This is a genomic window from Klebsiella aerogenes KCTC 2190, assembly GCF_000215745.1.
GTDB classification, from domain to species: Bacteria; Pseudomonadota; Gammaproteobacteria; order Enterobacterales; family Enterobacteriaceae; genus Klebsiella; species Klebsiella aerogenes.
In genome coordinates, this window is sequence record NC_015663.1 from 797,092 (window position 1) to 820,459 (window position 23,368).

General features: G+C 56.7%; 17 protein-coding genes. 11 read left to right on the plus strand and 6 right to left on the minus strand.

The window, feature by feature from the left end; genetic code table 11:
• Positions 1–23: 23 nt before the first annotated feature.
• Together EAE_RS03885 and EAE_RS03890 are read right to left on the minus strand one after the other, a co-directional pair.
• A complete protein-coding gene (locus EAE_RS03885; RefSeq protein ID WP_015369608.1) occupies positions 24–1,286 on the minus strand; it encodes an anaerobic sulfatase maturase in 1,263 nt (420 codons plus the stop codon).
• Positions 1,287–1,357: 71 nt separating this feature from the next.
• The gene (locus EAE_RS03890; RefSeq protein WP_015369607.1) at positions 1,358–3,046 is read right to left on the minus strand and encodes an arylsulfatase; all 1,689 of its coding nucleotides are present in this window, start codon (positions 3,044–3,046) and stop codon (positions 1,358–1,360) included.
• Positions 3,047–3,561: 515 nt separating this feature from the next.
• On the opposite strand from EAE_RS03890, the gene EAE_RS03895 reads away from it, so the two are divergent.
• The gene (locus tag EAE_RS03895; protein ID WP_015703545.1) at positions 3,562–4,257 is read left to right on the plus strand and encodes a helix-turn-helix domain-containing protein; all 696 of its coding nucleotides are present in this window, start codon (positions 3,562–3,564) and stop codon (positions 4,255–4,257) included.
• Between the two features lie 10 nt (positions 4,258–4,267).
• Here the strand turns inward: EAE_RS03895 and dhaR are convergent, their stop codons facing one another.
• Both dhaR and EAE_RS03905 read right to left on the minus strand, forming a co-directional pair.
• Positions 4,268–6,199 carry a dihydroxyacetone kinase operon transcriptional regulator DhaR gene (gene dhaR / locus EAE_RS03900; protein WP_015703546.1) on the minus strand — a complete coding sequence of 644 codons (1,932 nt, stop codon included), beginning with the start codon at positions 6,197–6,199 and terminating at the stop codon, positions 4,268–4,270.
• A gap of 113 nt (positions 6,200–6,312) precedes the next feature.
• Entirely contained in the window at positions 6,313–7,410 is a 1,098-nt protein-coding gene (locus EAE_RS03905) for a glycerol dehydrogenase (protein ID WP_007372182.1), read from the minus strand.
• 556 nt (positions 7,411–7,966) lie between these two features.
• On the opposite strand from EAE_RS03905, the gene dhaK reads away from it, so the two are divergent.
• The 4 genes from dhaK to EAE_RS03925 all read left to right on the plus strand — a co-directional run bounded on the left by dhaK (position 7,967) and on the right by EAE_RS03925 (position 12,833).
• On the plus strand, positions 7,967–9,037 hold the full coding sequence (gene dhaK / locus EAE_RS03910) for a dihydroxyacetone kinase subunit DhaK (RefSeq protein ID WP_015703547.1): 1,071 nt from the start codon (positions 7,967–7,969) through the stop codon (positions 9,035–9,037).
• Positions 9,038–9,047: 10 nt separating this feature from the next.
• On the plus strand, positions 9,048–9,680 hold the full coding sequence (gene dhaL, locus EAE_RS03915) for a dihydroxyacetone kinase subunit DhaL (protein WP_007372179.1): 633 nt from the start codon (positions 9,048–9,050) through the stop codon (positions 9,678–9,680).
• A gap of 10 nt (positions 9,681–9,690) precedes the next feature.
• Entirely contained in the window at positions 9,691–11,109 is a 1,419-nt protein-coding gene (gene dhaM, locus EAE_RS03920; RefSeq protein ID WP_015703548.1) for a dihydroxyacetone kinase phosphoryl donor subunit DhaM, read from the plus strand.
• A gap of 74 nt (positions 11,110–11,183) precedes the next feature.
• Entirely contained in the window at positions 11,184–12,833 is a 1,650-nt protein-coding gene (locus tag EAE_RS03925) for a glycerone kinase (protein WP_015703549.1), read from the plus strand.
• A gap of 103 nt (positions 12,834–12,936) precedes the next feature.
• On the opposite strand, the gene EAE_RS03930 is transcribed toward EAE_RS03925, so the two are convergent.
• A complete protein-coding gene (locus tag EAE_RS03930; RefSeq protein ID WP_015703550.1) occupies positions 12,937–13,710 on the minus strand; it encodes a siderophore-interacting protein in 774 nt (257 codons plus the stop codon).
• A gap of 229 nt (positions 13,711–13,939) precedes the next feature.
• Between EAE_RS03930 and EAE_RS03935 the strand changes: the two genes are divergently transcribed.
• Both EAE_RS03935 and ygjG read left to right on the plus strand, forming a co-directional pair.
• Positions 13,940–14,458, plus strand: a complete 519-nt coding sequence (locus tag EAE_RS03935) for a PadR family transcriptional regulator (protein ID WP_015703551.1) — start codon at positions 13,940–13,942, stop codon at positions 14,456–14,458.
• Positions 14,459–14,721: 263 nt separating this feature from the next.
• Complete coding sequence (gene ygjG / locus EAE_RS03940; protein WP_020077886.1) at positions 14,722–16,101, plus strand: putrescine aminotransferase; 1,380 nt, start codon at positions 14,722–14,724, stop codon at positions 16,099–16,101.
• A gap of 42 nt (positions 16,102–16,143) precedes the next feature.
• Here ygjG and EAE_RS03945 read toward each other — a convergent pair whose 3' ends face one another.
• Complete coding sequence (locus EAE_RS03945; RefSeq protein ID WP_015369597.1) at positions 16,144–16,476, minus strand: tRNA-binding protein; 333 nt, start codon at positions 16,474–16,476, stop codon at positions 16,144–16,146.
• Between the two features lie 207 nt (positions 16,477–16,683).
• On the opposite strand from EAE_RS03945, the gene ebgR reads away from it, so the two are divergent.
• From ebgR to EAE_RS03965, 4 genes are all read left to right on the plus strand, one after another.
• Positions 16,684–17,667, plus strand: coding sequence for a transcriptional regulator EbgR (gene ebgR / locus EAE_RS03950; RefSeq protein ID WP_009485173.1), 984 nt, complete (start codon positions 16,684–16,686; stop codon positions 17,665–17,667).
• 417 nt (positions 17,668–18,084) lie between these two features.
• Positions 18,085–21,177 (plus strand): beta-galactosidase subunit alpha, encoded by a 3,093-nt coding sequence (ebgA, locus tag EAE_RS03955; RefSeq protein WP_015703553.1) that lies wholly within the window; start codon positions 18,085–18,087, stop codon positions 21,175–21,177.
• Positions 21,174–21,623: a beta-galactosidase subunit beta gene (locus EAE_RS03960; RefSeq protein WP_004900777.1), complete on the plus strand. Its 450-nt coding sequence runs from the start codon at positions 21,174–21,176 to the stop codon at positions 21,621–21,623. Before ebgA ends, EAE_RS03960 begins: the two co-directional genes overlap by 4 nt.
• Positions 21,624–21,717: 94 nt before the next feature.
• The gene (locus EAE_RS03965; RefSeq protein ID WP_015703554.1) at positions 21,718–23,151 is read left to right on the plus strand and encodes an amino acid permease; all 1,434 of its coding nucleotides are present in this window, start codon (positions 21,718–21,720) and stop codon (positions 23,149–23,151) included.
• Positions 23,152–23,368: the final 217 nt, after the last annotated feature.

The window sequence follows — 23,368 nt, forward strand, 5'->3', positions numbered from 1 at the left end:
TATTCCACCGCCAAAAACCAGACCTACTTCAGCATGGCGGCAATCTTCTCAAGCGTCGGTTTAACCGTCGCGTAAAAATGGCGAAAGCCAGGACACAAATAATTGAGCCCTTCTTCGCCGTCCGGGGCGCGCACGATGCGGTTTTTCGGGCATTCGCCCCAGCATAAATTCAGATGCGGGCAGCTTTTGCAGTAGGCGGGCAGCGTCTCTTTCTTGCCCATGCCAAACACTTTCTGCCGCTCGGAAAAGACCATATGCGCCAGCTTATGCGCCTTAATATTGCCAAGCTTATATTCCGGGTAGACGTAGTGATCGCAGGAGTAGACGTCGCCGTTTTTCTCAATCGCCAGCGCCTTGCCGCAAAACGGCGCGGTGATGCATAACTGGGATGGAAGCCCCATAGTCTGTACCACGGCGGTTTCGAACAAATTTACCTGCACGCGGCCCAGATCACAGGTCACCCACTCATCAAAAGCTTCGGTCAGAAAATGCCCCCAATCGTCCGGATCCACCGACCAGTCAGTGACGATTGAATCCAGATCCCCCGGTTTCGCCCGGCGGCTGCCGGTGATGGGGATCGTCTCTTCGCGCCAGAACTGCGGCGCGGTGGTTTTAAACTCGGCGGCCTCTACGCAGGGCGTAAACTGGATATAGGTGGCGCCGAGTTCACGGGTAAGAAAACGATATACCTCGCGCGGGAAACGGGCATTCACCCGGTTAACGACTGCCAGTGCGTTGAACGGCACGCCGTGGCGCTTCAGTGCCGCGATCCCTTCCATAACCTTATCGAAGGTCGGCTTGCCGCTGCGCGTCACGCGGAAGCGATCGTGGATCTCGCGCGGGCCATCGATCGATACCCCGACCAGGAAGTTATGCGCCTTCAAGAAGGCGGCCCACTTATCGTTAATCAGCACGCCATTGGTCTGCAGATCGTTCTCAATGCGCTGGTGCTTCGGCTGATATTTCTTTTGCAGCTCAACGACCTTTTCGAAAAACTCCAGTCCCATCAGGGTTGGCTCGCCGCCCTGCCAGGAGAAAATAATCTCTTCGCCGTCCTGGCTTTGGATGTACTGACGAATGAAATTCTCCAGTACCTCGTCGCTCATTCCTTTGTCGTGCGGCTGATGTAAAAGCTGCTCTTTATGCAGATAAAAACAGTATTGACAGTCCAGGTTGCAGGTGGAGCCGCTGGGTTTCGCCATCATGTGATAGCGGCGTTTATAGGCGGGCAGATAGCGCCCCTGGTTCTGTAATGGCGTTAATGGAATGGTGGTGCTTTTTTTCATCGACCAGAACCTATCTCTAGAATGCTCACAACAGCAAAAGGCCCGGACATCTCGCCCGGGCCAACGTCATTTTAATTACCGGTCGGCATCGCCAACTGGAACCCTTCTTTTTGTAACTGCTCGCGGATATTACTAAAGCGTTGATACTGCGACAGGGTAATCGGCCCACTGTAGGCTTCGCTCTGCGGCTTACGCGGCGGATACTCGACGTAGGTTTTCATCAACTTAGTGATGGCTTCATTGAAGGTCACCAGCGTCCAGGTATGCTCGGTATAGTTGTTCATAAAGATATCGTAGCGTTCCTGCGGATCCTGCCAGAGGTCGAAAATCTGCGGCACCGTTGCGACATACGACTCCGGCCCTTTCCAGCCGAGGTTGGAATCCACCGCCAGGCCGCCGGTTTTCGCGCCGTTATCGCCGCGCAGGTTAAACACCGCCTTATAGTGACCGACGCGCGCCGCCCCCGGGGTCAGCTCATTTTCAGTGAAGTAGAACCAGGAGGTACGCGGATCTTTACCGGTGCCAAACAGTACCGGTGAAATATCGTAGCTATCGAAGATAATCGGCTGCCCGGCACGGTCTTTGGTGGGTAATTTAATCCCGGCCACCGAAGCAAAGGTCGCCATCAGATCGAGGCCGCCAACGATATCGTGGTTACGGCTGTGCTCTTTAATCTTGCCCGGCCACCAGGCGATAGCCGGAACGCGGCTGCCGCCCTCGCGGTCGGTGCCTTTGGTGCCGCGGAATGGCGTATAGCCGGCATCCGGATAGACGTCCTGCCAGGCGCCGTTATCGGTGGTCCATACCACAAGGGTGTTTTTATCGATCCCCAACTCGCGCAGCTTATCCATGATATGGCCAACGCGGGCATCCATTTCCACCATCGAGTCGGCGTATTTGCTCTTCGACATCGACTTGCCGACGTAATCCGGATCCGGCATGTTCGGCTGGTGGTTCTTCATAAAGTTGATGCTCATGAAGAACGGTTCGGAAGATTTTGCGTTTGCTTCGAGATAGTCCAGCGAGGCCTTCTCGACGTAGCGGTCGAAGAATGGGATCCCGACCACGCCCTCTTTGCCATCAACGACCGGGGTATTCACATACTGGCCGTTAATTTTGAACTCTTCCTTCGGCGCTTCGCCCGCCTTGCCGGAGAGCGCGCCGCGGGTGACACGGGTAAACATTTCACGCAGTTGCGGATCCATATCCGGGAACCAGGTCGGGTCGGCATAGGTATAGGCGTTCAGGTGGTAGAGGCCGACGTATTTCATTTCGTCGTAGCCCTGAGCATTAGGTAACGCGTAATCGGCTTCGCCGAGGTGCCACTTACCGGTAAAGAAGGTTTTATAGCCGCCGGTTTTCAGTACCGAGGCCAGCGTCCACTCTTCTTTCGGTAAACCGCCGCCCTGCCCCTGGAAAGCCACGGTGGTCATACCGCTGCGGTTGGGAATTCGCCCGGTCTGCATCGCCGCGCGGCCCGGCGTACTGCTCGGCTGGCCGTAGAAGTCGAAAAAGGTCATCCCCTCATCGGCCATTCTGTCGAGGTTTGGCGTCGGCATACCGCGGCCTTCGCCGCCGCCGTAGACGCCGAGGTCGCCATAGCCGGTATCGTCAGAGACGATCAGGATAATATTGGGCTTCTTTGCCGCACCATCGCTGGGGCCAGCCGCATTTTGATCGGCGGCATTGGCCGTCGCGCCGGGTAATAACGAACCGGCGGCAAAAGCCAGCACACCGATACCCTTGTATTTTTTATTCATCTTCAAACCTCATTGCTCAGCATGCGCCTGATTTAACTTACGATTTGGCTAATATCAGGCAGGCGTTGTCAGATTAGATAAGTCTCAATATGAGATGAGCGACATCGGCAAATGTTGTTGTCGCTACTGAGGCGATTCCGCTTAAGTGAAGTAGAGAAAGCAATAAAAATCCACAGGTTCTGGTTTTATTTTTAATTAATGCAAAGCGAATCACTATCACCGTTTCGCTAAAGAAACCCGCCGCAAAAGCAATATTATCATTCAATATTTAAGTGGATTCTTAGTTACTAAAAAAAGAAGCCCAACTACCCACTAAAACAGTCTAAGTGAGTGTTTTAAAAAGAGCGATAGATCAGTCCGTTAACGGACTCTAAAAGTGATGCCTGCTATCTGGCGCCAGCTTTTAAATTTAGATATTTTGTATCAGGCGTAATTCCGCGCCATTAAAATATAAAGTATCGCCACTGCAAAATAGCAAAGAGTAATAAAGCGGTAGAGTTAAGCCCGGAGAGAAGATGAGTCGTATTCAAACGCCCTATTCCCACATCATCGATGAATATAATAAGATGATTTCAAAGAATATAAAGGCGATAGACTCATTAAGTCATAGCAGTAATATACGCCAGATTGCCGATGATACGTCTTTCACCCTGAGTACAGGCGAGATTATTATTGTTCTTGAGGGCGTTATTGCCGTTGAGATGCAGGAGCACAACTTTATTCTCGCCCCAGGAAAAGCGAAAACCCAGTCGAAAAAGTTGTTTCAGGTCGGCAAAGGCATCAAAGGAATGTTTTTTGGTATTGTCGAAAGTTATGGCCCGGGTATTCAGCTGCACTATACCGCCAAAAAAAATGTCAAAGTGTTCAGCTGTAATCTCGAATACTTTGAAAAACATTTTACTCAGCCCGATAAATTCACCTTCCTGATGAACATGATGGCCATCACGCTGGCGTTTTTGCTCGATGCGCATGACGAAAGAGCTATTGGCACCCGCTATTTTGTCATTCGCTCCATGATTTATCGCTATCTCAAGCAGAAAAATGAGGGTGTATTACACGACCCGAGCCTGGCGAACTTTATCCTGCGACGTACAAAAATGTCGCGTAGCTATCTGTTTCAGGTACTTTCCGATCTGAAAAACGGCGGCTATATCACGATGAAAAACGGCGAGCTCGTCGATATTGTCAACGAGCTGCCGGAAAAATATTAACGCCGTTGGCTTAACTCTTATCCTGCACCCGGCGTTTAAACTGCCCGGCGTCGATATCGTACTGCTTCATCTTGCGCCACAGCGTGGTACGGCCAATATTCAGCAACTGCGACATCTCCTGTACCCGGCCGCTGGTCACTCGCGCCGCCTGGATAATCGCCTCTTTCTCGATGGCGCTGAAGGAGAGACTTGATGGCAGTAGCGATGAGGACGCCTCGCTACCCGGCCGGGTTGAGAAGAGATGTTCGGGGAGATTGCTTAAGCGAATATGCCCGTTATCGCTGCTCATCGCGATATTCTCAATAATGCTATTAAGCTCAAAATCGTTGCCCGGCCACGAGTAGGCGGTCAGTTGGGCCAGCGCGTCGTCATCGACCTTCAGCCGCGATGAAAAGCGTTTCTCCAGCCGACGCAGACGGCTATGCACCAGCGAAGGAATACTGCCGCGTCGCGCCCGCAGCGGCGGAATGACTATCTCAAACGAATGTAGCGCATAGTACAGCTGGCGGCTAAAGCGGTTCTGCTCCACCAGGTTCGCGAGGTCGACGGTGGTGGTGGCGATCACTTTCACATCCACCGGAATCAGCCGCCGGGCATCAAGACGCGTCAGCACGCCCTGTTTTATCACCTGCAGCAGCGCTGACTGCAGCTCGGGGGCCAGATACTCTATTTTTTCCAGGAACAGCGTGCCGCCGTTGGCCAGCTCAAGGCGGCTGAGGCGGCCATTTTCATCGTCGGTTGGCGCGCTGCCCATAAAATCCTGGCCCAGTACGCTGTCGGCGTACAGCTGGCAGTTAACCGAAATATATGGGCCCGGCGCCCGCTCGCTTTCGTTATGGATCGCCTGGCTCAGTAATTCTTTACCCACCCCTTCCTCGCCGCACAGCAGCACCGGGAAAGCGCCGCGCGCCGCCTGGCGACCAAAGTGGATCAGCCTGCGGGTTTCCGGGTCATCCGCCGACATCTGTTCGAAGGTATGGCTCACTTTGCCCAATTGGCTGGTCATTAATTGACGCATCTGCTCCACCGGGTGGAGCAGTAAAATGAAGCTATTGCCCTGCTCTTCCACGATAGGCTTCAGGGTGATCACCGCGTCGATAAACTGATGCTGGCTCTCGAAGGTCACTTCCACATGATTAAGCCCGCGGGCCTGTTTAATCGCGCGGCGCAGCAACGCCGGCAGGGTCAACAGCTCATTGATATTCCGCCCCTGGCTGGCCTGGGTATCGAGATGCAGCAGCGTGGCCGCCTGCACGTTGAGAAACTGCAGCACTCCCTGCTCGTTCCACGCCATCACCCCGTCGTCCATACTTTCCAGCAGGCCGTACATTTGATTAAGGTGGCGGTTAGATTCCGCCAGCAGGCTGTCGGTAAGCAGCGAGTTACCCACTTCGCGGGCGATGGCCAACGTCAGCGACAGATCCGCCGGGGCCCACTCTTCGCGCAGGCAGCATAGCGAAATAGATCCAAACAGGCGGCCATGGTTATCGAACACCGGCGTCGAACTGAACGACCAGCGCCGCAGCGCCTGCTTAAAGTGCTCGTCGCCCGCGGTGTTGACCGGCTGTCCGAGCATCGAAGCCAGCGACAGCGCGCAGGTGCCGATAATGCTCTCCGCGCAGTAGCTGCCGTCGCGAAATCCCAGTTCCGCCAGCTGTTCCAGGGTCTGCGGATTGCCACAGCGGCTCAGAATACAGGCCGACTCATCAAGGATGAACAGCGCGCAGGAACGGTTGGCCATAAACTCCCACGCATCTTCCAGCGCCGCCTGGCCGATGGTCAGCAGCGCGGTTTTGCGACGGCAGATCGATTCAAAGGTCAGCCCCTGCGCCTGATGCGGCGCCTGCCAGGTTTCCCGCTGCATAAATTTGCTGCAGCGATGCCACGACTGGCTGATAACGGCTGAAACTTCATTTTCCGCACCCTGAGTCTGAGCTGTCATATCCCTTTTCCGCTGGAGTTAACACAGTTAAAACGACAAAACCCTCCGGCAGCGGCTGCCGGAGGGAGGAGTTGATGCCGCAATGCGCCGCGGCATAGAACCTTGTGAAAGACTTAACGCGCCAGCCACTGCTGCCCAAGCAGGTCCGCGGTAAGGATGGCGGCGTAGACGCTATCCGCGGTGACCGGGAACGGCATATTGTGGATGGTTTCGCCTTCCGCGCAGGTGGCTTTCGCCACCGCGTGGATTTTGCTTTCGATACCCTCTTTCACGCCCATCTGGGCAAGGGTGATCGGCAGGCCGACTTTTTCACAGAAGCCCATCACGGTTTCGATCTCTTCCAGCGGGCTATTTTGCAGTACCAGCTGCGCCAGGGTGCCGAAAGCGACTTTTTCGCCGTGATACAGATGGTGGCACTCTTCAAGGATGGTGAAACCGTTGTGAATCGCGTGCGCGCCGGCCAGGCCGCTGCTCTCAAAACCGATACCGCTCAGATAGGTGTTGGCTTCGACAATACGCTCCAGCGCATCGGTCACCACTCCAGCCTGAGCAGCCAGGCGTGCTTTTTCGCCTTCCGCCAGCAGCGTATCATAGCACAGGCGCGCCAGGCTCAAGGCAGCCGCCGTGGACTGCCCACCCGCCATGCTGGTGGCTCGCGCATCGAAGCAGGCCTTGGCTTCAAACCAGGTGGAGAGCGCATCGCCCATCCCGGCCACCAGCAAGCGTACCGGCGCTTTGGCGATAATCGCCGTGTCCATCACCACCATATCCGGGTTTTTCGGGTAGATCAGATACTCTTCAAACTCGCCCGCCTCGGTGTAGATAACCGACAGCGCGCTGGTCGGCGCATCGGTTGAAGCAATTGTCGGGATCACCACCACCGGCAGCTTCTGGTAATAGCCGATCGCCTTCGCGGTATCGAGGGTTTTCCCGCCGCCGATACCCACCACGCCGCGGCAGCCGTGCTGCTTAAGAATGGCGATCAGGCGGTTGATTTCCGCATGGCTGCACTCGCCGTTAAATCGTTCCGCATGGCAGCTAATATTGTGGCTATGCAGGCCGTTCAATACTTTGTCGCCCGCCAGCTTCATCACGAAGTCATCGGCGATAACAAAAAAGCTGTCGGCCAGGTTTTTAGCGTATTCGCCAAACAGCATGGCGGCATCAGGTCCCTGGAGATATTTGGCTGGAGATTGAATAACTTTTAGCATTCCTTTCACCCTCAAATAAGTGCGTATGTTGACACGTGAGCCCAGGCCGTCATGCCGCGGCGCCTGATATCAATGGCGCTTACAGCCACGCTGCCGGAGCGATGCATCCACTGTAGGGCGAGCCGCGGCGAAAAAAATTTTTCCCTTTTTTGTTCTGTTCTGAAACAGATAAAAAAATAATGCGTTTCACATTGAAACAATGTGACTGAGAAAGCGATGGGATTGCGATCGCGATCGGCTCATTTTGGCAAAAAAGCCGCTATCGTCTCCCTTCTTTAACGCAGGAAATCGCCTCAATGCGGCACAATGGCGAAAAAAATCATCCTTGCCCCATTTCTGATAGCAGAAAAAAACGGACAAATTATTAGCGCTGGCTCGCATTTCTCCTGTTTATCGGCAATTAATGTTCCATAAAGGAACAAAAATTCTTTTCTACGTTCCGTTATGGAACACATTTTGACGGCATTTTATTTTGCGCCCGCTCAGCCAGAATCACTACATCGCCGGGCTACCCTTATAGACAGGCGACCTCTCCCTACCCTACGGAGCATAAACAATGAAAAAACTGATTAACCGTGTGGAAGATGTACTGAGTGAACAGCTTATCGGCCTGGCGAAGGCGCATCCTGAACTGACGCTGCACCAGGACCCGGTCTATGTCACCCGCGCTGATGCGCCGGTCGCCGGCAAAGTGGCGCTGCTCTCCGGCGGCGGCAGCGGACACGAACCGATGCACTGCGGCTACATCGGCCAGGGCATGCTCTCCGGCGCCTGTCCGGGGGAAATTTTCACCTCGCCGACGCCGGACAAAATGTTCGAATGCGCGATGCAGATTGACGGCGGCGAAGGCGTCCTGCTGATTATCAAAAACTATACCGGCGACATCCTGAATTTTGAGACCGCCACCGAGCTGCTGCACGAAAGTGGCGTTAAGGTTACCACCGTCGTGGTGGATGACGACGTGGCGGTAAAAGACAGCCTCTATACCGCCGGACGCCGCGGCGTCGCCAATACCGTGCTGATTGAAAAACTGGTCGGCGCCGCCGCCGAACGCGGCGTCTCGCTGGAAGCCTGCGCTGAACTGGGCCGCCGTTTAAATAACCTTGGCCACTCGATTGGCATCGCGCTGGGCGCCTGCACCGTACCGGCCGCCGGACAGCCCTCCTTTACCCTGAAAGACGATGAGATGGAGTTCGGCGTCGGCATCCATGGCGAGCCGGGTATCGACCGCCGCCGCTTCAGCTCGCTCGACCAAACCGTCGATGAGATGTTCGATACCCTGCTGGAAAACGGCGCATACAGCCGCACGCTGCGCCAGTGGGATAACGTCAAGGGAGCGTGGCAGGAAGTGAAACAGAGCAAAACCGCGCTGCAAAACGGCGATCGGGTTATCGCGCTGGTCAATAACCTCGGCGCCACGCCGCTTTCAGAACTGTACGGCGTTTATAACCGCCTCGCCCAGCGCTGCGAAGCGTCCGGCATTGTGATTGAACGCAACCTCATCGGCAGCTACTGCACCTCGCTGGATATGGCGGGTTTCTCCATCACCCTGCTGAAGGCGGATGATGACACGCTGGCGTTATGGGACGCCCCGGTCCATACCCCGGCGCTGAACTGGGGAAAATAAGGAGCACGACATGTCACTGAACAGAACGCAAATCGTCGACTGGCTGTACCGCTGCGGCGACATTTTCACCAAACAGAGCGATTTTCTCACCGGCCTTGATAAAGAGATCGGTGACGCCGACCACGGCCTCAATATGCATCGCGGCTTCAGCAAAGTGGTCGAAAAGCTGCCGTCGATCGCCGATAAAGACATCGGTTTTATTCTCAAGAATACCGGGATGACGCTGCTTTCCAACGTCGGCGGCGCCAGCGGCCCACTGTTCGGCACCTTCTTTATCCGCGCCGCCCAGGTCACCCAGGCGCATCAGAGCCTGACCCTCGACGAGCTTTATCAGATGATCCGCGAAGGCGCGGACGGCGTCGTCAACCGTGGTAAAGCGGAGCCGGGCGATAAGACGATGTGCGACGTCTGGCTGCCGGTGGTGGAATCCCTGCGTCATTCCAGCGAGCAACATCTGTCTATCCCTGCCGCGCTGGATGCCGCCTGCGAAGTGGCCGAGCGCGCCGCCCACGCCACCATCACCATGCAGGCCCGTAAAGGCCGCGCCAGCTATCTCGGCGAGCGCAGCATCGGGCATCAGGATCCCGGCGCGACCTCGGTGCTGTTTATGGTTCAGATGCTGGCTGCCGCCGCCAAAGAGTAAGGAAATCGCGATGGTAAACCTAGTTATTGTTTCTCATAGCGCCCGGCTGGGCGAAGGTGTCGGAGAACTGGCCCGGCAGATGTTAATGAACGATGGCTGTAAGCTGGCGATCGCCGCCGGGATCGACGATCCCGACAACCCGATCGGCACCGATCCGATTAAAGTCATGGAGGCGATCGAATCCGTCGCCGATACCGACCATGTACTGGTGATGATGGATATCGGCAGCGCCCTGCTCAGCGCCGAAACCGCACTCGATCTGCTCGATCCGGCGATGGCGGCAAAAGTGCGGCTGTGCGCCGCGCCGCTGGTCGAAGGGACGCTGGCGGCCACCGTCAGCGCCGCCTCCGGCGCCGGAATCGACAAAGTTATCGCCGATGCCATGAACGCCCTGGAAGCCAAGCGGGTTCAGCTGGGTTTACCTTCGCACACGCCTGACGCCGCCGCCCCAACGCTTGCTGACGACGGCGATGCTAAATCGGTTTCAGTCATTATTAACAATCACAACGGCCTGCACGTGCGTCCGGCATCAAAGCTGGTCGCCGCGCTGGCGGGTTTTAACGCCGACCTGGTGCTGGAGAAAAACGGCAAATGCGTCACCCCGGACAGTCTGAATCAAATCGCTCTGCTGCAGGTGCGCCGCCACGATAAGCTGCGCCTGCTGGCCCGCGGTCCGGACGCCGATGCCGCGCTGGCGGCGTTTCAGGCGCTAGCCGCCGATAACTTCGGCGAGTCGCCGGAGGCGCAGCCGACAGCGGAACCCGCCATACCTGCGCGTGTTGAAGGCGCGGCGCTGCTTTATCCGCTGGCGCCGATCCAACCGGCGCTCCCCGCCGCCGCCGACGTTGCTCGCGAGCAGCAGCGCCTGCGCCAGGCGATCGACCAGACGCTGGCCGATCTCAATGCGCTCACCGAGCTGGCGGAAAACAAATTTAACGCCGATATCGCGGCGATCTTCGCCGGTCATCACACCTTGCTCGACGATGAAGATCTGTTTGATGCCGCCAACGATCGCCTGCTCACCGAACAGTGCTCGGCGGAATGGGCGTGGCATCAGGTGCTGATGGAGCTCAGCCAGCAGTATCGTCAGCTGGATGACGCCTATCTGCAGGCCCGTTATATCGATATCGACGATATTCTGCAGCGCACGCTGCGCCATCTGCAGGGTATAAAGGAGACGCTGCCATTCGCCAGTGAGCCGACGATTATTATCGCCGACAATATTTATCCCTCGACTGTACTCCAACTGGATGCCAGCCAGGTCACCGGCCTGTGCCTGCGCGACGGCAGCGAACAGGCCCACGGCGCGATTATCGCCCGCGCGGCGGGGATCGCCTGGCTATGCCAGCAGGGCGAAGCGCTGAATGATATTCAGCCTGGCGAAGCCATCACGCTCGATATGCGTCAGCAACGTCTTATTCGTCGCTAAATCCACTTTGACCGTTACCACTCCGGAGGCCCGCCTCCGGAGGGTGAGTTTTCGCTTACTCTTCAGGAACCACTATGTCTCAATTCTTTTTTAACCAGCGCGCCAGCCTCGTTAACGACGTGATCGAGGGAACCATTATTGCCAGCCCGTGGAACAACCTCGCCAGGCTGGAGAGCGACCCGGCGATCCGTGTAGTGGTACGCCGCGATCTGAATAAAAACAACGTGGCGGTGATTTCCGGCGGCGGCTCCGGCCATGAACCGGCGCACGTCGGCTTTATTGGTAAAGGCATGCTGACCGCTGCGGTCTGCGGCGATCTGTTCGCCTCGCCGAGCGTCGATGCGGTACTCACCGCGATTCAGGCGGTGACCGGCGAGGCGGGCTGTCTGCTGATCGTCAAAAACTACACCGGCGATCGGCTTAACTTCGGCCTCGCGGCAGAGAAAGCGCGCCGTCTTGGCTATAACGTAGAGATGCTGATCGTCGGCGACGATATTTCGCTGCCGGATAATAAACAGCCGCGCGGCATCGCCGGGACTATTCTGGTGCATAAGGTAGCGGGCTATTTCGCCGAGCGCGGCTTCAACCTCGCCACCGTCCTGCGTGAAGCGCAATACGCCGCCAACCATACCGCCAGCATCGGGGTGGCGCTGGCCAGCTGTCACCTGCCGCAGGAAGCGGAAAGCGCGCCGCGCCATCAGCCCGGCCACGCCGAGCTGGGGATGGGCATCCACGGCGAACCGGGAGCCTCGACGATCGCGACCCATAACAGCGCGGAAATCATGCAGATTATGGTAGAGAAGCTGACCGCCGCCCTACCTGAAACCGGCCGCCTGGCGGTGATGCTCAATAATCTCGGCGGCGTGTCGGTGGCCGAGATGGCGATTCTGACCCGCGAGCTGGCCAATACCCCACTCCATGCACGCATTGACTGGTTGATTGGCCCGGCTTCGCTGGTAACGGCGCTGGATATGAAAGGCTTCTCGCTGACCACTATCGTGCTGGAAGAGAGCATCGAAAAGGCGCTGCTGTCGGATGTCGAAACCGCCAGTTGGCAGAAGCCGGTGCAGCCGAGGGCTGTTAATATCATGCCGTCCGCGCTCGCCAGCGCACGCGTCGCCTTTACGCCATCGGCCAACCCGCAGGTGGGCGATTTCGTGGCGCAGGTGACCAGCACCCTCTCCGGCCTCGAAACCCATCTCAACGCGCTTGACGCCAAAGTGGGCGACGGCGATACCGGCTCCACTTTCGCCGCCGGCGCGCGTGAGATTGCCGCTCTATTGCAACGCCAGCAACTGCCGCTCAATGATTTACCCACGCTGTTCGCGCTAATTGGCGAACGCCTGACGGTAGTGATGGGCGGCTCCAGCGGCGTATTGATGTCGATTTTCTTCACCGCCGCCGGGCAGAAGCTGGAGCAAGGCGCCAGCATGGCGGAAGCGCTGAACGCCGGTCTGGGGCAGATGAAATTTTACGGCGGCGCCGATGAGGGCGACCGGACGATGATTGACGCTCTACAGCCGGCGCTGGCGGCGCTGCTGGCCGAACCGGATAATCTGCAGGCCGCTTTTGTCGCGGCGCAGGCCGGCGCGGATCGCACCTGCCAGTCGAGCAAAGCCGGCGCCGGACGCGCCTCCTATCTCAACAGCGAGAGCCTGCTCGGCAATATGGACCCCGGCGCCCACGCGGTGGCGATGGTGTTTAAGGCGCTGGCAGAACACTAAGCCTCACCCGGTGGCGCTGCGCTTACCGGGGCGACATAACACCATTGAAAGGTAGCCCGGAGAAGGCGCAACGCGCCGCCATCCGGGTTTACCACACTGCCGATTATTTGCTATGCCAGTACGCCTGCGAACGCACCAGTTGCTGATCGATACTCGGCTCCTCAAAGCGCGCCAGCAGCGATTTCACCACGCCGCCTTCTCCGGTCAGCCAGATAAAATAATCTTCTGACGGTACCTTAACCTGCGCCAGCCGCTCGGCGACGAACGCCGGGTTGTGGCCTACCACCCATTCGATATTAAAGCCGTCGAGATCCGCCAGATAATCTTTATACGAAGCATCCGCGACGGTGACGATGGCCGTCACCTGCGGCGTCACCGGCAGCTGACGTAATCCCAGCAGGCGACGGCGCAGCGCCGGCATGCCCGACTCGTCACAGACATAAAGCTGCCAGGCGTAATCTTCCGGCACCACCAGCGAGCCGCGCGGCCCGCCGATCACCAGCGTATCACCCACTTGCGCTTCCAGCGCCCAGCGGCTGGCAATACCGCCATCGTGGATATAAAAATCGTAAGCCAGCTCGTGGCGTTCGGCATCGTACAGCGGCGTGTAGTCGCGGGTCGCCGGGCGCACGCCCTCGCCCCAGTTAATGCCTTCGTCGGTCACTTCCGGCGGCGTGAATACGCTGCCCGCCTGCGGGAAAAACAGTTTGGTGTGGTCGTCAAAACCTTGTGAAACAAAGCCATCCAGCGCCTCGCCCCCCAGCACGATCCGCTGGAACGCCTGGCCGATACGCTCAATGCGCAGCACGGTTAATTCGCGAAAACGTAGTTCGTTACGCACGCGCTGCGGGTATTTAGTTTGTTTGATTATTGTCATCCGTCATCGCCTTGGTGAAGGGTAAATAGATATATCTAAACTCAGTGTAAATGATAATGATTGCCATTAATAAAAATGGCAAGTTTTTTTTGATATAAATTACAGGAAAGCTTCATCAAAGCTAAAAACAACAATAAATCAATTAATATCAACCAATTATAAATTATACATTGTCTTTTTTTACTATTTAGATATAAATTAGATATATCAAAAATATGCAGGAGAACTGATGCGACATCATCACGAAGAAGGCCACGGCGAACAGGGCCGTCGCGGCGGCGGACGCCGCCAGCGTTTCTTTGGCCACGGCGAATTGCGCCTGGTGATCCTCGATATCCTTTCGCGCAACGCCAGCCACGGCTATGAACTGATTAAAGAGATTGAGGCGCTGACGCAGGGCAATTACAGCCCCAGCCCCGGCGTTATCTATCCGACACTCGACCTGCTGCAGGATCAGGGATTGATTAGCGTAGAAGAGGAAAATGGGCGTAAAAAAATCGCTATCACTGAAGAGGGACGCCGCCTGTGCGCCGAAAGCGGCAAGCAGTTAAGCCAAATTCAGACGCGCCTGCAGGAACGCATGGTCGGCTGCGAATTGCGCAAAAATCCGCAGATGAAACGCGCGCTGGAAAACTTTAAAGCGGTGCTGGACCTGAAGGTCAACCAGCAGAGCATCAGCGACGCGCAGTTGAAACAGATCATCGGCGTGATTGACCGCGCGGCGATGGAAATCTCCCAACTCGATTAACCTCTCGCACCACAATGGTTCCCAGGCTGCTCCATCACGCAGCGGCCTGCACCACCCCACGTCATACCGCTTCACACCCCAACGGCAGTTTATCTTGCAGCCTCAGGAATAAAACGTGCCAATATTTAAGTTATGAGATTAAATTTCGCACAATTGCGCCTTAACTTTGCGTTTATCCCGATTTTCATCGTCGCTGCCAGGCTGGCGTAATCCCTGCAATACTTAATTCAGTATCATGTGATACGCCCCCCCAGGAGCACATTTTGAACAGGTTACCTTCCAGCGCATCGGCTCTGGCCTGCAGCGCGCACGCACTGAATCTCATTGAGAAGCAATCGCTCTCCCATGACGAAATGAAAGCACTGAACCAGGAGGTGAGAGAATACTTTAAAGAACATGTGAACCCGGGGTTTCTGGAGTATAGAAAATCGGTCACAGCCGGCGGGGATTACGGAGCCGTAGAGTGGCAAGCGGGAGGGTTAAATACGCTTGTCGACACCCAGGGACAGGAGTTTATCGACTGCCTTGGTGGGTTTGGCATCTTCAATGTAGGGCACCGTAATCCAGTTGTGGTATCCGCCGTCGAAAATCAACTCGCGAAACAACCGCTTCACAGCCAGGAGCTGCTGGACCCGCTGCGGGCGATGCTGGCGAAAACGCTGGCGGCCTTAACGCCCGGCAAGCTCAAATACAGTTTCTTCTGCAACAGCGGCACGGAATCAGTAGAAGCGGCGCTGAAGCTGGCAAAAGCCTATCAGTCTCCGCGCGGCAAATTTACCTTCGTCGCTACCAGCGGCGCGTTCCACGGTAAATCGCTGGGCGCGCTGTCGGCCACCGCGAAATCGACCTTCCGCAAACCGTTTATGCCGCTACTGCCGGGCTTCCGTCACGTGCCGTTCGGTGATATCAACGCCATGCGTTCCATACTGAGCGAGTGCAAAAAAACCGGCGATGACGTCGCGGCGGTGATCCTTGAGCCTATCCAGGGCGAAGGCGGCGTGATCCTGCCGCCGGCGGGTTACTTACCGGCGGTCCGTAAACTGTGCGACGAGTTTGGCGCGTTGTTGATCCTCGACGAGGTACAGACCGGCATGGGCCGCACCGGCAAGATGTTCGCCTGCGAGCATGAAAACGTGCAGCCGGATATTCTGTGTCTGGCTAAAGCGCTCGGCGGCGGCGTAATGCCGATCGGCGCGACGGTAGCGACGGAAGAGGTCTTCTCGGTGCTGTTCGATAACCCATTCCTGCACACCACCACCTTCGGCGGCAACCCGCTGGCCTGCGCGGCGGCGCTGGCGACGATCAACGTCTTGCTCTCGCAGAACCTGCCGGCGCAGGCTGAGCAGAAAGGCGATCTGTTGCTGGACGGCTTCCGTCAACTGGCGCGCGAATATCCGGATCTGGTGAATGAAGTCCGCGGGAAAGGCATGTTGATGGCTATTGAGTTTGTCGATAACGAGATTGGCTACAACTTTGCCAGCGAGATGTTCAGACAGCGGGTGCTGGTCGCTGGGACGTTAAACAACGCCAAGACGATCCGCGTTGAACCGCCGCTGACGCTCACCCTCGAGCAGTGCGAACAGGTGCTGAAGGCGGCGCGCAAAGCGCTGGCGGCACTGCGCATTTCGGTCGAAGAGACATAATTCACACCCGACCCTCTCCCGTCGGGAGAGGGTCTTTTCACGTTATACCACCCGCACGCCTGCTGGCATGACGCGCTCCGGCGTCAACAGCACGCTTTCGCTTTCATCCTCGGTTTCCGCGCATAACAGCATGCACTCAGAAGTTTCGCCACGCATTTTGGCTTTCGCCAGATTACACAGCACCACCACCGTTTTCCCCAGCAGCTCCTCTTCGCTGTAGTAGGGCACCAGGCTAGTGACCGTCTGCAGCGTGCGGTCGCCGACATCAATCCGCGCGATGTACAGTTTGTCAGCATTGTCATGGCGCTTCACCTCGACAATCTTGCCAACGCGCATCTCCAGTTTGGCAAAATCAGCGTAAGCTACGGTATCCATCTCTCACCTCCAGTAAATTTTTACTAAAAGATAGCAAGTTTTTGCCGTTCGTCTGCATAATGCTGATAATAATGCTACTTCTGTCACGCTATCGCCGGGGAAAACAGCCCTCGCGCGCAGGCGTTTTTTACTGAAATAAGGTGCAGGACGCGACGCTTGCTTTACAATAGATGGGCAAACATGGGCAACGTCCGATAAAGGAAAAAGATGGCAACGCTAAAAGACATTGCGACCGAAGCGGGTGTTTCGCTGGCGACGGTTTCCCGGGTGTTAAACGACGATCCCACCCTGAACGTGAAAGAAGAGACCAAGCATCGCATTCTCGAAATTGCGGAGAAGCTTGAATATAAAAGCAGCAGCGCGCGTAAAACGCAGGTCCTACCCGTCGGCCACCATCATATCCTGGCGCTGTACAGCTACCAGCAAGAGCTGGAAATTAACGACCCTTACTATCTCGCCATTCGCCACGGTATTGAAACCCAGTGCGAAAAGCTCGCCATCGAGCTCACCAACTGCTATCTCAATAACACCCTGCCCGAGCTGAAAAAGGTCACCGGCGTATTGATTATCGGCCAGCCGACGCGCGAGCTGCGCGAGACCGCCAGCGCGCTGACCGACAATATCTGCTTTATTGATTTCCACGAAGCCGGCAGTCCGTACGATGCGGTGGATATCGACCTGGTACGTATCGCCAAAGAGGTGGTCGACTTCTTTATCCAGCAGGGCGCGTCGCGCATTGGATTTATCGGCGGCCAGGATCAGCCCGGCAAGGCCGATATTCGCGAAGTGGCGTTTGTGGAGTACGGTCAGTTGAAGGGAGTGGTTTCAGCCGATGATATCTGGCGCGGCGGTTTTTCCAGCTCGTCCGGTTACGAGCTGGCGAAGCAGATGCTGGCGCAAGCGGAGTTTCCGCGGGCGCTGTTTGTCGCCTCGGACTCCATCGCCATCGGCGTGCTGCGCGCCATCCACGAACGCGGGCTGGCGATCCCGGAAGATATTTCGCTGATTAGCGTCAACGATATCCCCACCGCGCGCTTTACCTTCCCGCCGCTGTCGACGGTGCGGATCCACTCTGAAATGATGGGCAGCCAGGGGGTGAACCTGCTAATCGAGAAGGCCCGCGATGGCCGCGCCCTGCCGCTTAACGTTTTTGTTCCCAGCGTGTTGAAGCTGCGCGGCACCACCCGTTAATCCAACCCCATCCCGGCGGCGCTACGCTTGGCCGGGCTACCGATCCTGGCCGGAACGCCATTCCGTAGGTCGGGTAAGGCGAAGCCGCTACCCGCATCCTGTTACCCGGCGGCGCTGCGCCTGGTCGGGCTACCGGTCCTGGCCGGAACGCCATTCTGTAGGCCGGGTAAGGCGAAGCCGCTACCCGACACAAAAGCGGCTCCATACCCGCATCCTGTTACCCGGCGGCGCTACGCTTGGCCGGGCTACCGCTCCTGCCCGGAACGCCATTCTGTAGGTCGGGTAAGGCGAAGCCGCTACCCGACACAAAGCGGTTCATTTTGTGATCGAGTTAAAGTAAATCATCCCTGGCGATTTTATTTAGTAAAAGTTTTACTAAAATGAGTTTTATCTTACTAAGCCGTTCAGGGAGGCGATATGAATCGCTGGGAAAACCTTCAACTCACTCATGAAAACAGGCTGCCGCCGCGGGCGTATTTCTTCTCTTACGACTCACTGGCCCAGGCGCGGACCTTCGCCCGCGAAACCAGTAGCCGCTTCCTGTCCCTCAGCGGGCAGTGGAACTTCCGCTTCTTCACCAACCCGCTGCTGGTACCGGAGAGCTTTACCTCGCGCTTTCAGGACGAGTGGGGGCCGATTACCGTGCCGGGCATGTGGCAGATGGAAGGCCACGGCCAGCTGCAGTACACCGACGAAGGTTTCCCCTTCCCCATCGACGTGCCCTATGTCCCGACCGATAACCCGACCGGCGCCTACCAGCGCCTGTTCACCGTCGGCGACGGCTGGCAAGGCAAGCAAACCATCATCAAATTCGATGGCGTCGAAACCTATTTCGAAGTCTACGTTAACGGCCAGTACATCGGCTTTAGCAAAGGCAGCCGCCTGACCGCCGAGTTCGATATCAGCGCGGCGGTGCAAACCGGCGACAACCTGCTGTGCGTGCGCGTGATGCAGTGGGCGGACTCCACCTATATTGAAGATCAGGACATGTGGTGGTCGGCGGGCATTTTCCGCGACGTCTATCTGGTGGGGAAAAATCCGCTGCACGTACAGGACTTCACCGTGCGCACCGATTTTAACGATGACTACATCGACGCGATCCTCTCCTGCCAGCTGACGCTGGAAAACCTGGCTCCGCAGACGACGGCGGCGACGCTGGAATATACCCTGTTCGACGGCGAAAAGGCGCTTTATTCGGGCAACGTCGGTCAACTGCAGGTCAGCCAGCAGCTAAACACCGGCTTCACGATTGATGTGAGCGCGCCGCAGCAGTGGTCGGCGGAAAGCCCGTATCTCTATCATCTGGTGCTGACGTTAAAAAACGCCGCCGGCGAGGTGCTGGAAATCATTCCGCAGCGCGTCGGTTTCCGCGATATCAAAGTGCGTGACGGCTTGTTCTACATCAACAACCGCTACGTAATGCTGCACGGCGTGAACCGCCACGATAACGACCATCTGAAAGGCCGCGCGGTCGGCATGGATCGCGTGGAAAAAGATCTGCTGTTGATGAAGCAGCACAACATCAACTCGGTACGCACCGCCCACTATCCGAACGACCCGCGTTTCTATGAAATGTGCGATATCTACGGACTGTTCGTGATGGCGGAAACCGACGTGGAGTCCCACGGTTTCGCCAACGTCGGCAACCTCAGCGCCATCACCGACGACCCGGCCTGGGAACACATCTACGTTGAGCGCATCGTGCGCCACGTGCACGCGCAGAAAAACCATCCGTCGATCGTCATCTGGTCGCTGGGTAACGAATCCGGCTATGGCTGCAACATCCGCGCCATGTACCACGCCACCAAAGCGCTGGATGATACCCGGCTGGTGCACTACGAAGAGGATCGCGACGCCGAGGTGGTGGATATCATCTCCACCATGTACACCCGCGTGCCGCTGATGAACGAATTTGGCGAGCATCCGCATGAAAAACCACGCATTATCTGTGAGTACGCCCATGCGATGGGCAACGGTCCCGGCGGATTAACTGAATATCAGAATGTTTTTTACCAGCACGACTGTATCCAGGGCCACTACGTGTGGGAATGGTGCGACCACGGGATCCAGGCCAGCGACGATAACGGTACGGTGTGGTACAAATTTGGCGGCGATTACGGCGACTACCCGAACAACTACAACTTCTGCCTCGATGGTCTGATTTTCTCCGACCAGACGCCGGGGCCGGGCCTGCGCGAATACAAGCAGGTCATCGCCCCGGTGAAAGTACAGGCACGGGATATCTGCCGCGGCGAACTGCGGGTGGAAAACAAACTGTGGTTCTCCACTCTCGATGACTACACCCTGCGCGTTGAAGTGCGCGCCGAAGGCGAAACGCTCTCCAGTCAGCTGCTGAAAGTGCAAGACCTGGCGCCGAACAGCGGCCGCGACCTGCAAATCGCCCTGCCGCAGCTCGACGAGCGTGAGGCGTTCGTCAACATCATGGTGACCAAAGATTCGCGCACCCCGTATAGCGAAGCCAATCACGATATCGCCGTCTATCAGTTCCCACTTAAAGCGCGAACCGCCGCGCGAACCCCGCTGTTAAACGCCAGCGCCACGCCGCTGCAGATTGTCGATGAACGCCTCAGCTACACCATCTGCGGCCATAACTTCCGCGTGGTGTTCAGCAAGGTCAGCGGCAAACTGAGCGAATGGCAGGTCAACGGCGTCGACCAGGTAACCCGCGAGCCGAAGATTAACTTCTTCAAACCAATGATTGATAACCATAAACAGGAATACGAAGGACTGTGGCAGCCGGCCCACCTGCAGATAATGCAGGAGCATCTGCGCGAATTCAGCGCTGAAATAGAGGGCGAAACGGTGGTGATCACCACCCGCAGCGTGATTGCGCCGCCGGTGTTCGACTTCGGTATGCGCTGTACCTATCGCTGGCAGATTACCCCGCAGGGCCACATCAACGTTGAGCTGGCCGGCGAGCGCTACGGCGACTATCCACACATTGTCCCGTGCATCGGCTTTATGCTGGGCATTAACGGTGAGTTCGACCAGGTGAACTACTACGGCCGCGGGCCGGGCGAGAACTACGCCGACAGCCAGCAAAGCAACATCATTGATATCTGGCATACCACCGTCGACGATATGTTCGTCAATTATCCATTCCCGCAGAACAACGGTAATCGTCAGCACGTGCGCTGGGCATCGTTCAGCGACCGCCACGGCAGCGGTCTGCTGGTCGTTCCGCGCAATCCGCTCAACGTCAGCGCATGGCACTTTACGGCAGAAAACCTGCACGCCGCCCAGCACTGCAACGAACTGCAGCGCAGCGATGACATCACCCTGAATATCGATGCACAACTGCTCGGCCTCGGCTCCAACTCCTGGGGCAGCGAAGTGCTGGATAGCTGGCGCGTCTGGCTCAACACCTTCAACTATGGCTTTACGCTGCTGCCGCTGGAGGGCGGATGCGGCACCTCGCAGGTACTGGCGAACCATAGCTTCGGCGCCGGTTTCTTTTCCCCCGTTGCACACAGCGAGGCTGAACAATGAGAATTCTCGATAATTTAGAACAGTTTAAGCAGGTTTATCATAGCGGCCGCAAATGGCAGCGCTGCGTGGAAGCCATCAATAACATCGACAACATCCGCCCGGGCGTGGCGCATTCCATTGGCGATTCTCTCTCCTATCGGGTGGAAACCGATAGTACGACCGACGCGCTATTTGTCGGCAACCGCCGCTACTTTGAGGTGCACTATTACCTGCAAGGGCAGCAGAAAATCGAGTTTGCCGCCAAAGAAAATCTGCAAACCGTCGCCTGCTACCGCGACGAAACCGATCGCGAGTACCTGAAAGGGATCGGTGAAACGGTGAAGGTTCACGAAGGGCAGATGGTGATTTGCGATATCGACGAAGCCTACCGCTTTATCTGCGATGCGCCGGTAAAAAAAGTGGTGCTGCGAGTCACGGTTGAAGACGGATACTTCCTCAATAAGTAAACCCGCGTTAAGCGACAAGGGAGGTCAACGGGTACGCCCGTTGGCCTTTCGGTTCCAGCCCGCTAAAGCGGGTAGATGAATGATTGGAGGACGTATGTCCGAGTCTGTACGTGCCAAAATCGGCAAGTTCGCGCTGCTATCGATGGCCTTTACCGCCGTCTTTAACGTGCGAAATATCGTCAATAATAACATCGAGTTAGGTCTCAGTTCCGCGCCTATCTTCTTATTCGCCACTATCGTTTACTTTATCCCGTTCGTGTTTATCATCGCCGAATTCGTCTCGGCCAATAAACACTCCGAATCCGGGATGTACGCGTGGCTGAAGCAGCCGCTGGGTACCCGCGCCGCCTATCTTGGTTCCTTCCTCTACTGGTTTGTGAACCTGTTCTTTTTCCTCTCGCTGTTGCCGAACGTAGTGGCCTACGCCTCATACGCGATCACCGGGTACGCGATCCCCTTCTCGCCGATGGTGACCTCGCTTATCTCCATCGTGCTGTTCGCCATGGCCACCCATATATCCACCAAGGGGGCGACCTGGCTGGGTAAAATTTCCGAATGCGTGGCCTACGGCGTGTTCGCTTTGTTCGCGATTTACGTCGTCGGCGCGCTGACCGCACTGGGTTCCGGTCACGTCCCGGCGCAGCCGATTACCCTGGCGGCGATGGAGCCGACCATCAACTGGGCGACGCTCGGTATCATGTGCTGGATTTTCCAGGCCGCGGGCGGCGCGGAAACCGTTGCCGCCTACCTCAACGACACCAAGGGCGGGCAGAAATCCTTTATTAAAGTCATCATCACCGCCGGGGTGCTGATTGGCGGTATGTATGCCTTAGGTTCGCTGCTGGTTAACGTCTTTGTTGCCCGTGAAAACCTGACCTACGCCGGCGGAATGGTGGAAATCTTTACCGGTCTCGGCGCCTACTTCCACATTTCTGAAGCGCTGATGGGCCGCTTCGTCGGCATCATTCTGTTTATCGCCATCTTCGGCAGCATGATGATGTGGACCGCCGCGCCGGTCAAAATCCACTTCTCGGAAATCCCGAAAGGTATCTACGGCCAGAAAACCACCGAGTTGAACGCTCACGGCGTGCCGGTACGCGCCGCCTGGTGGCAGTTCCTGTTCGTCTTCCTGATGTTGATTGTTAACGGCTTCGGTTCCGCCAGCGTGCAGCAGATGATGAACACCGCCATTAACCTCACCGCCGGCACCGCCATGCTGCCGCCGCTGTTCATCATGGCCGCCTACTTCGTCTTCCGCTGGAAACACGATGACACGCCGCGCGACTTCCGTATGGGCTCAAGGAAAGTGGGCATGAGCGTGGTATCGATGCTGATAGTGATTTTCGTGGTTAGCATGACCGCTTCCGCCTTCCCGCCGGGCGTCGATCTGGTTAACGCTTTCTTTATCAACGTCTTTATGACCGCGGTCTTCTCCGGCCTGGCGTGGTGGTGGCTCACCCGCTTTGAAAAAAAGCAGCAACGTCTGCGCGCCGCGGCGCCGGTTAACGCTGCCGCCGCCGGTAAATAACGTTCCTGTCGTCCCGTCAGCCCCTCGTCGGCTGGCGGGATTTTTTTATCCCTCGCCTGATTACATATTACTCAACCTTTTTCGTGATCGAGTTAAAGCTATTCGGTTTCTTTACTTCTATTTACTAAAACTTTTACTAAAATCGACATTAATTCTTAACTACCTCTACCCTACAAACAACACAACCCCCTTCAGCGACCCTCTGAAGGACAATGTG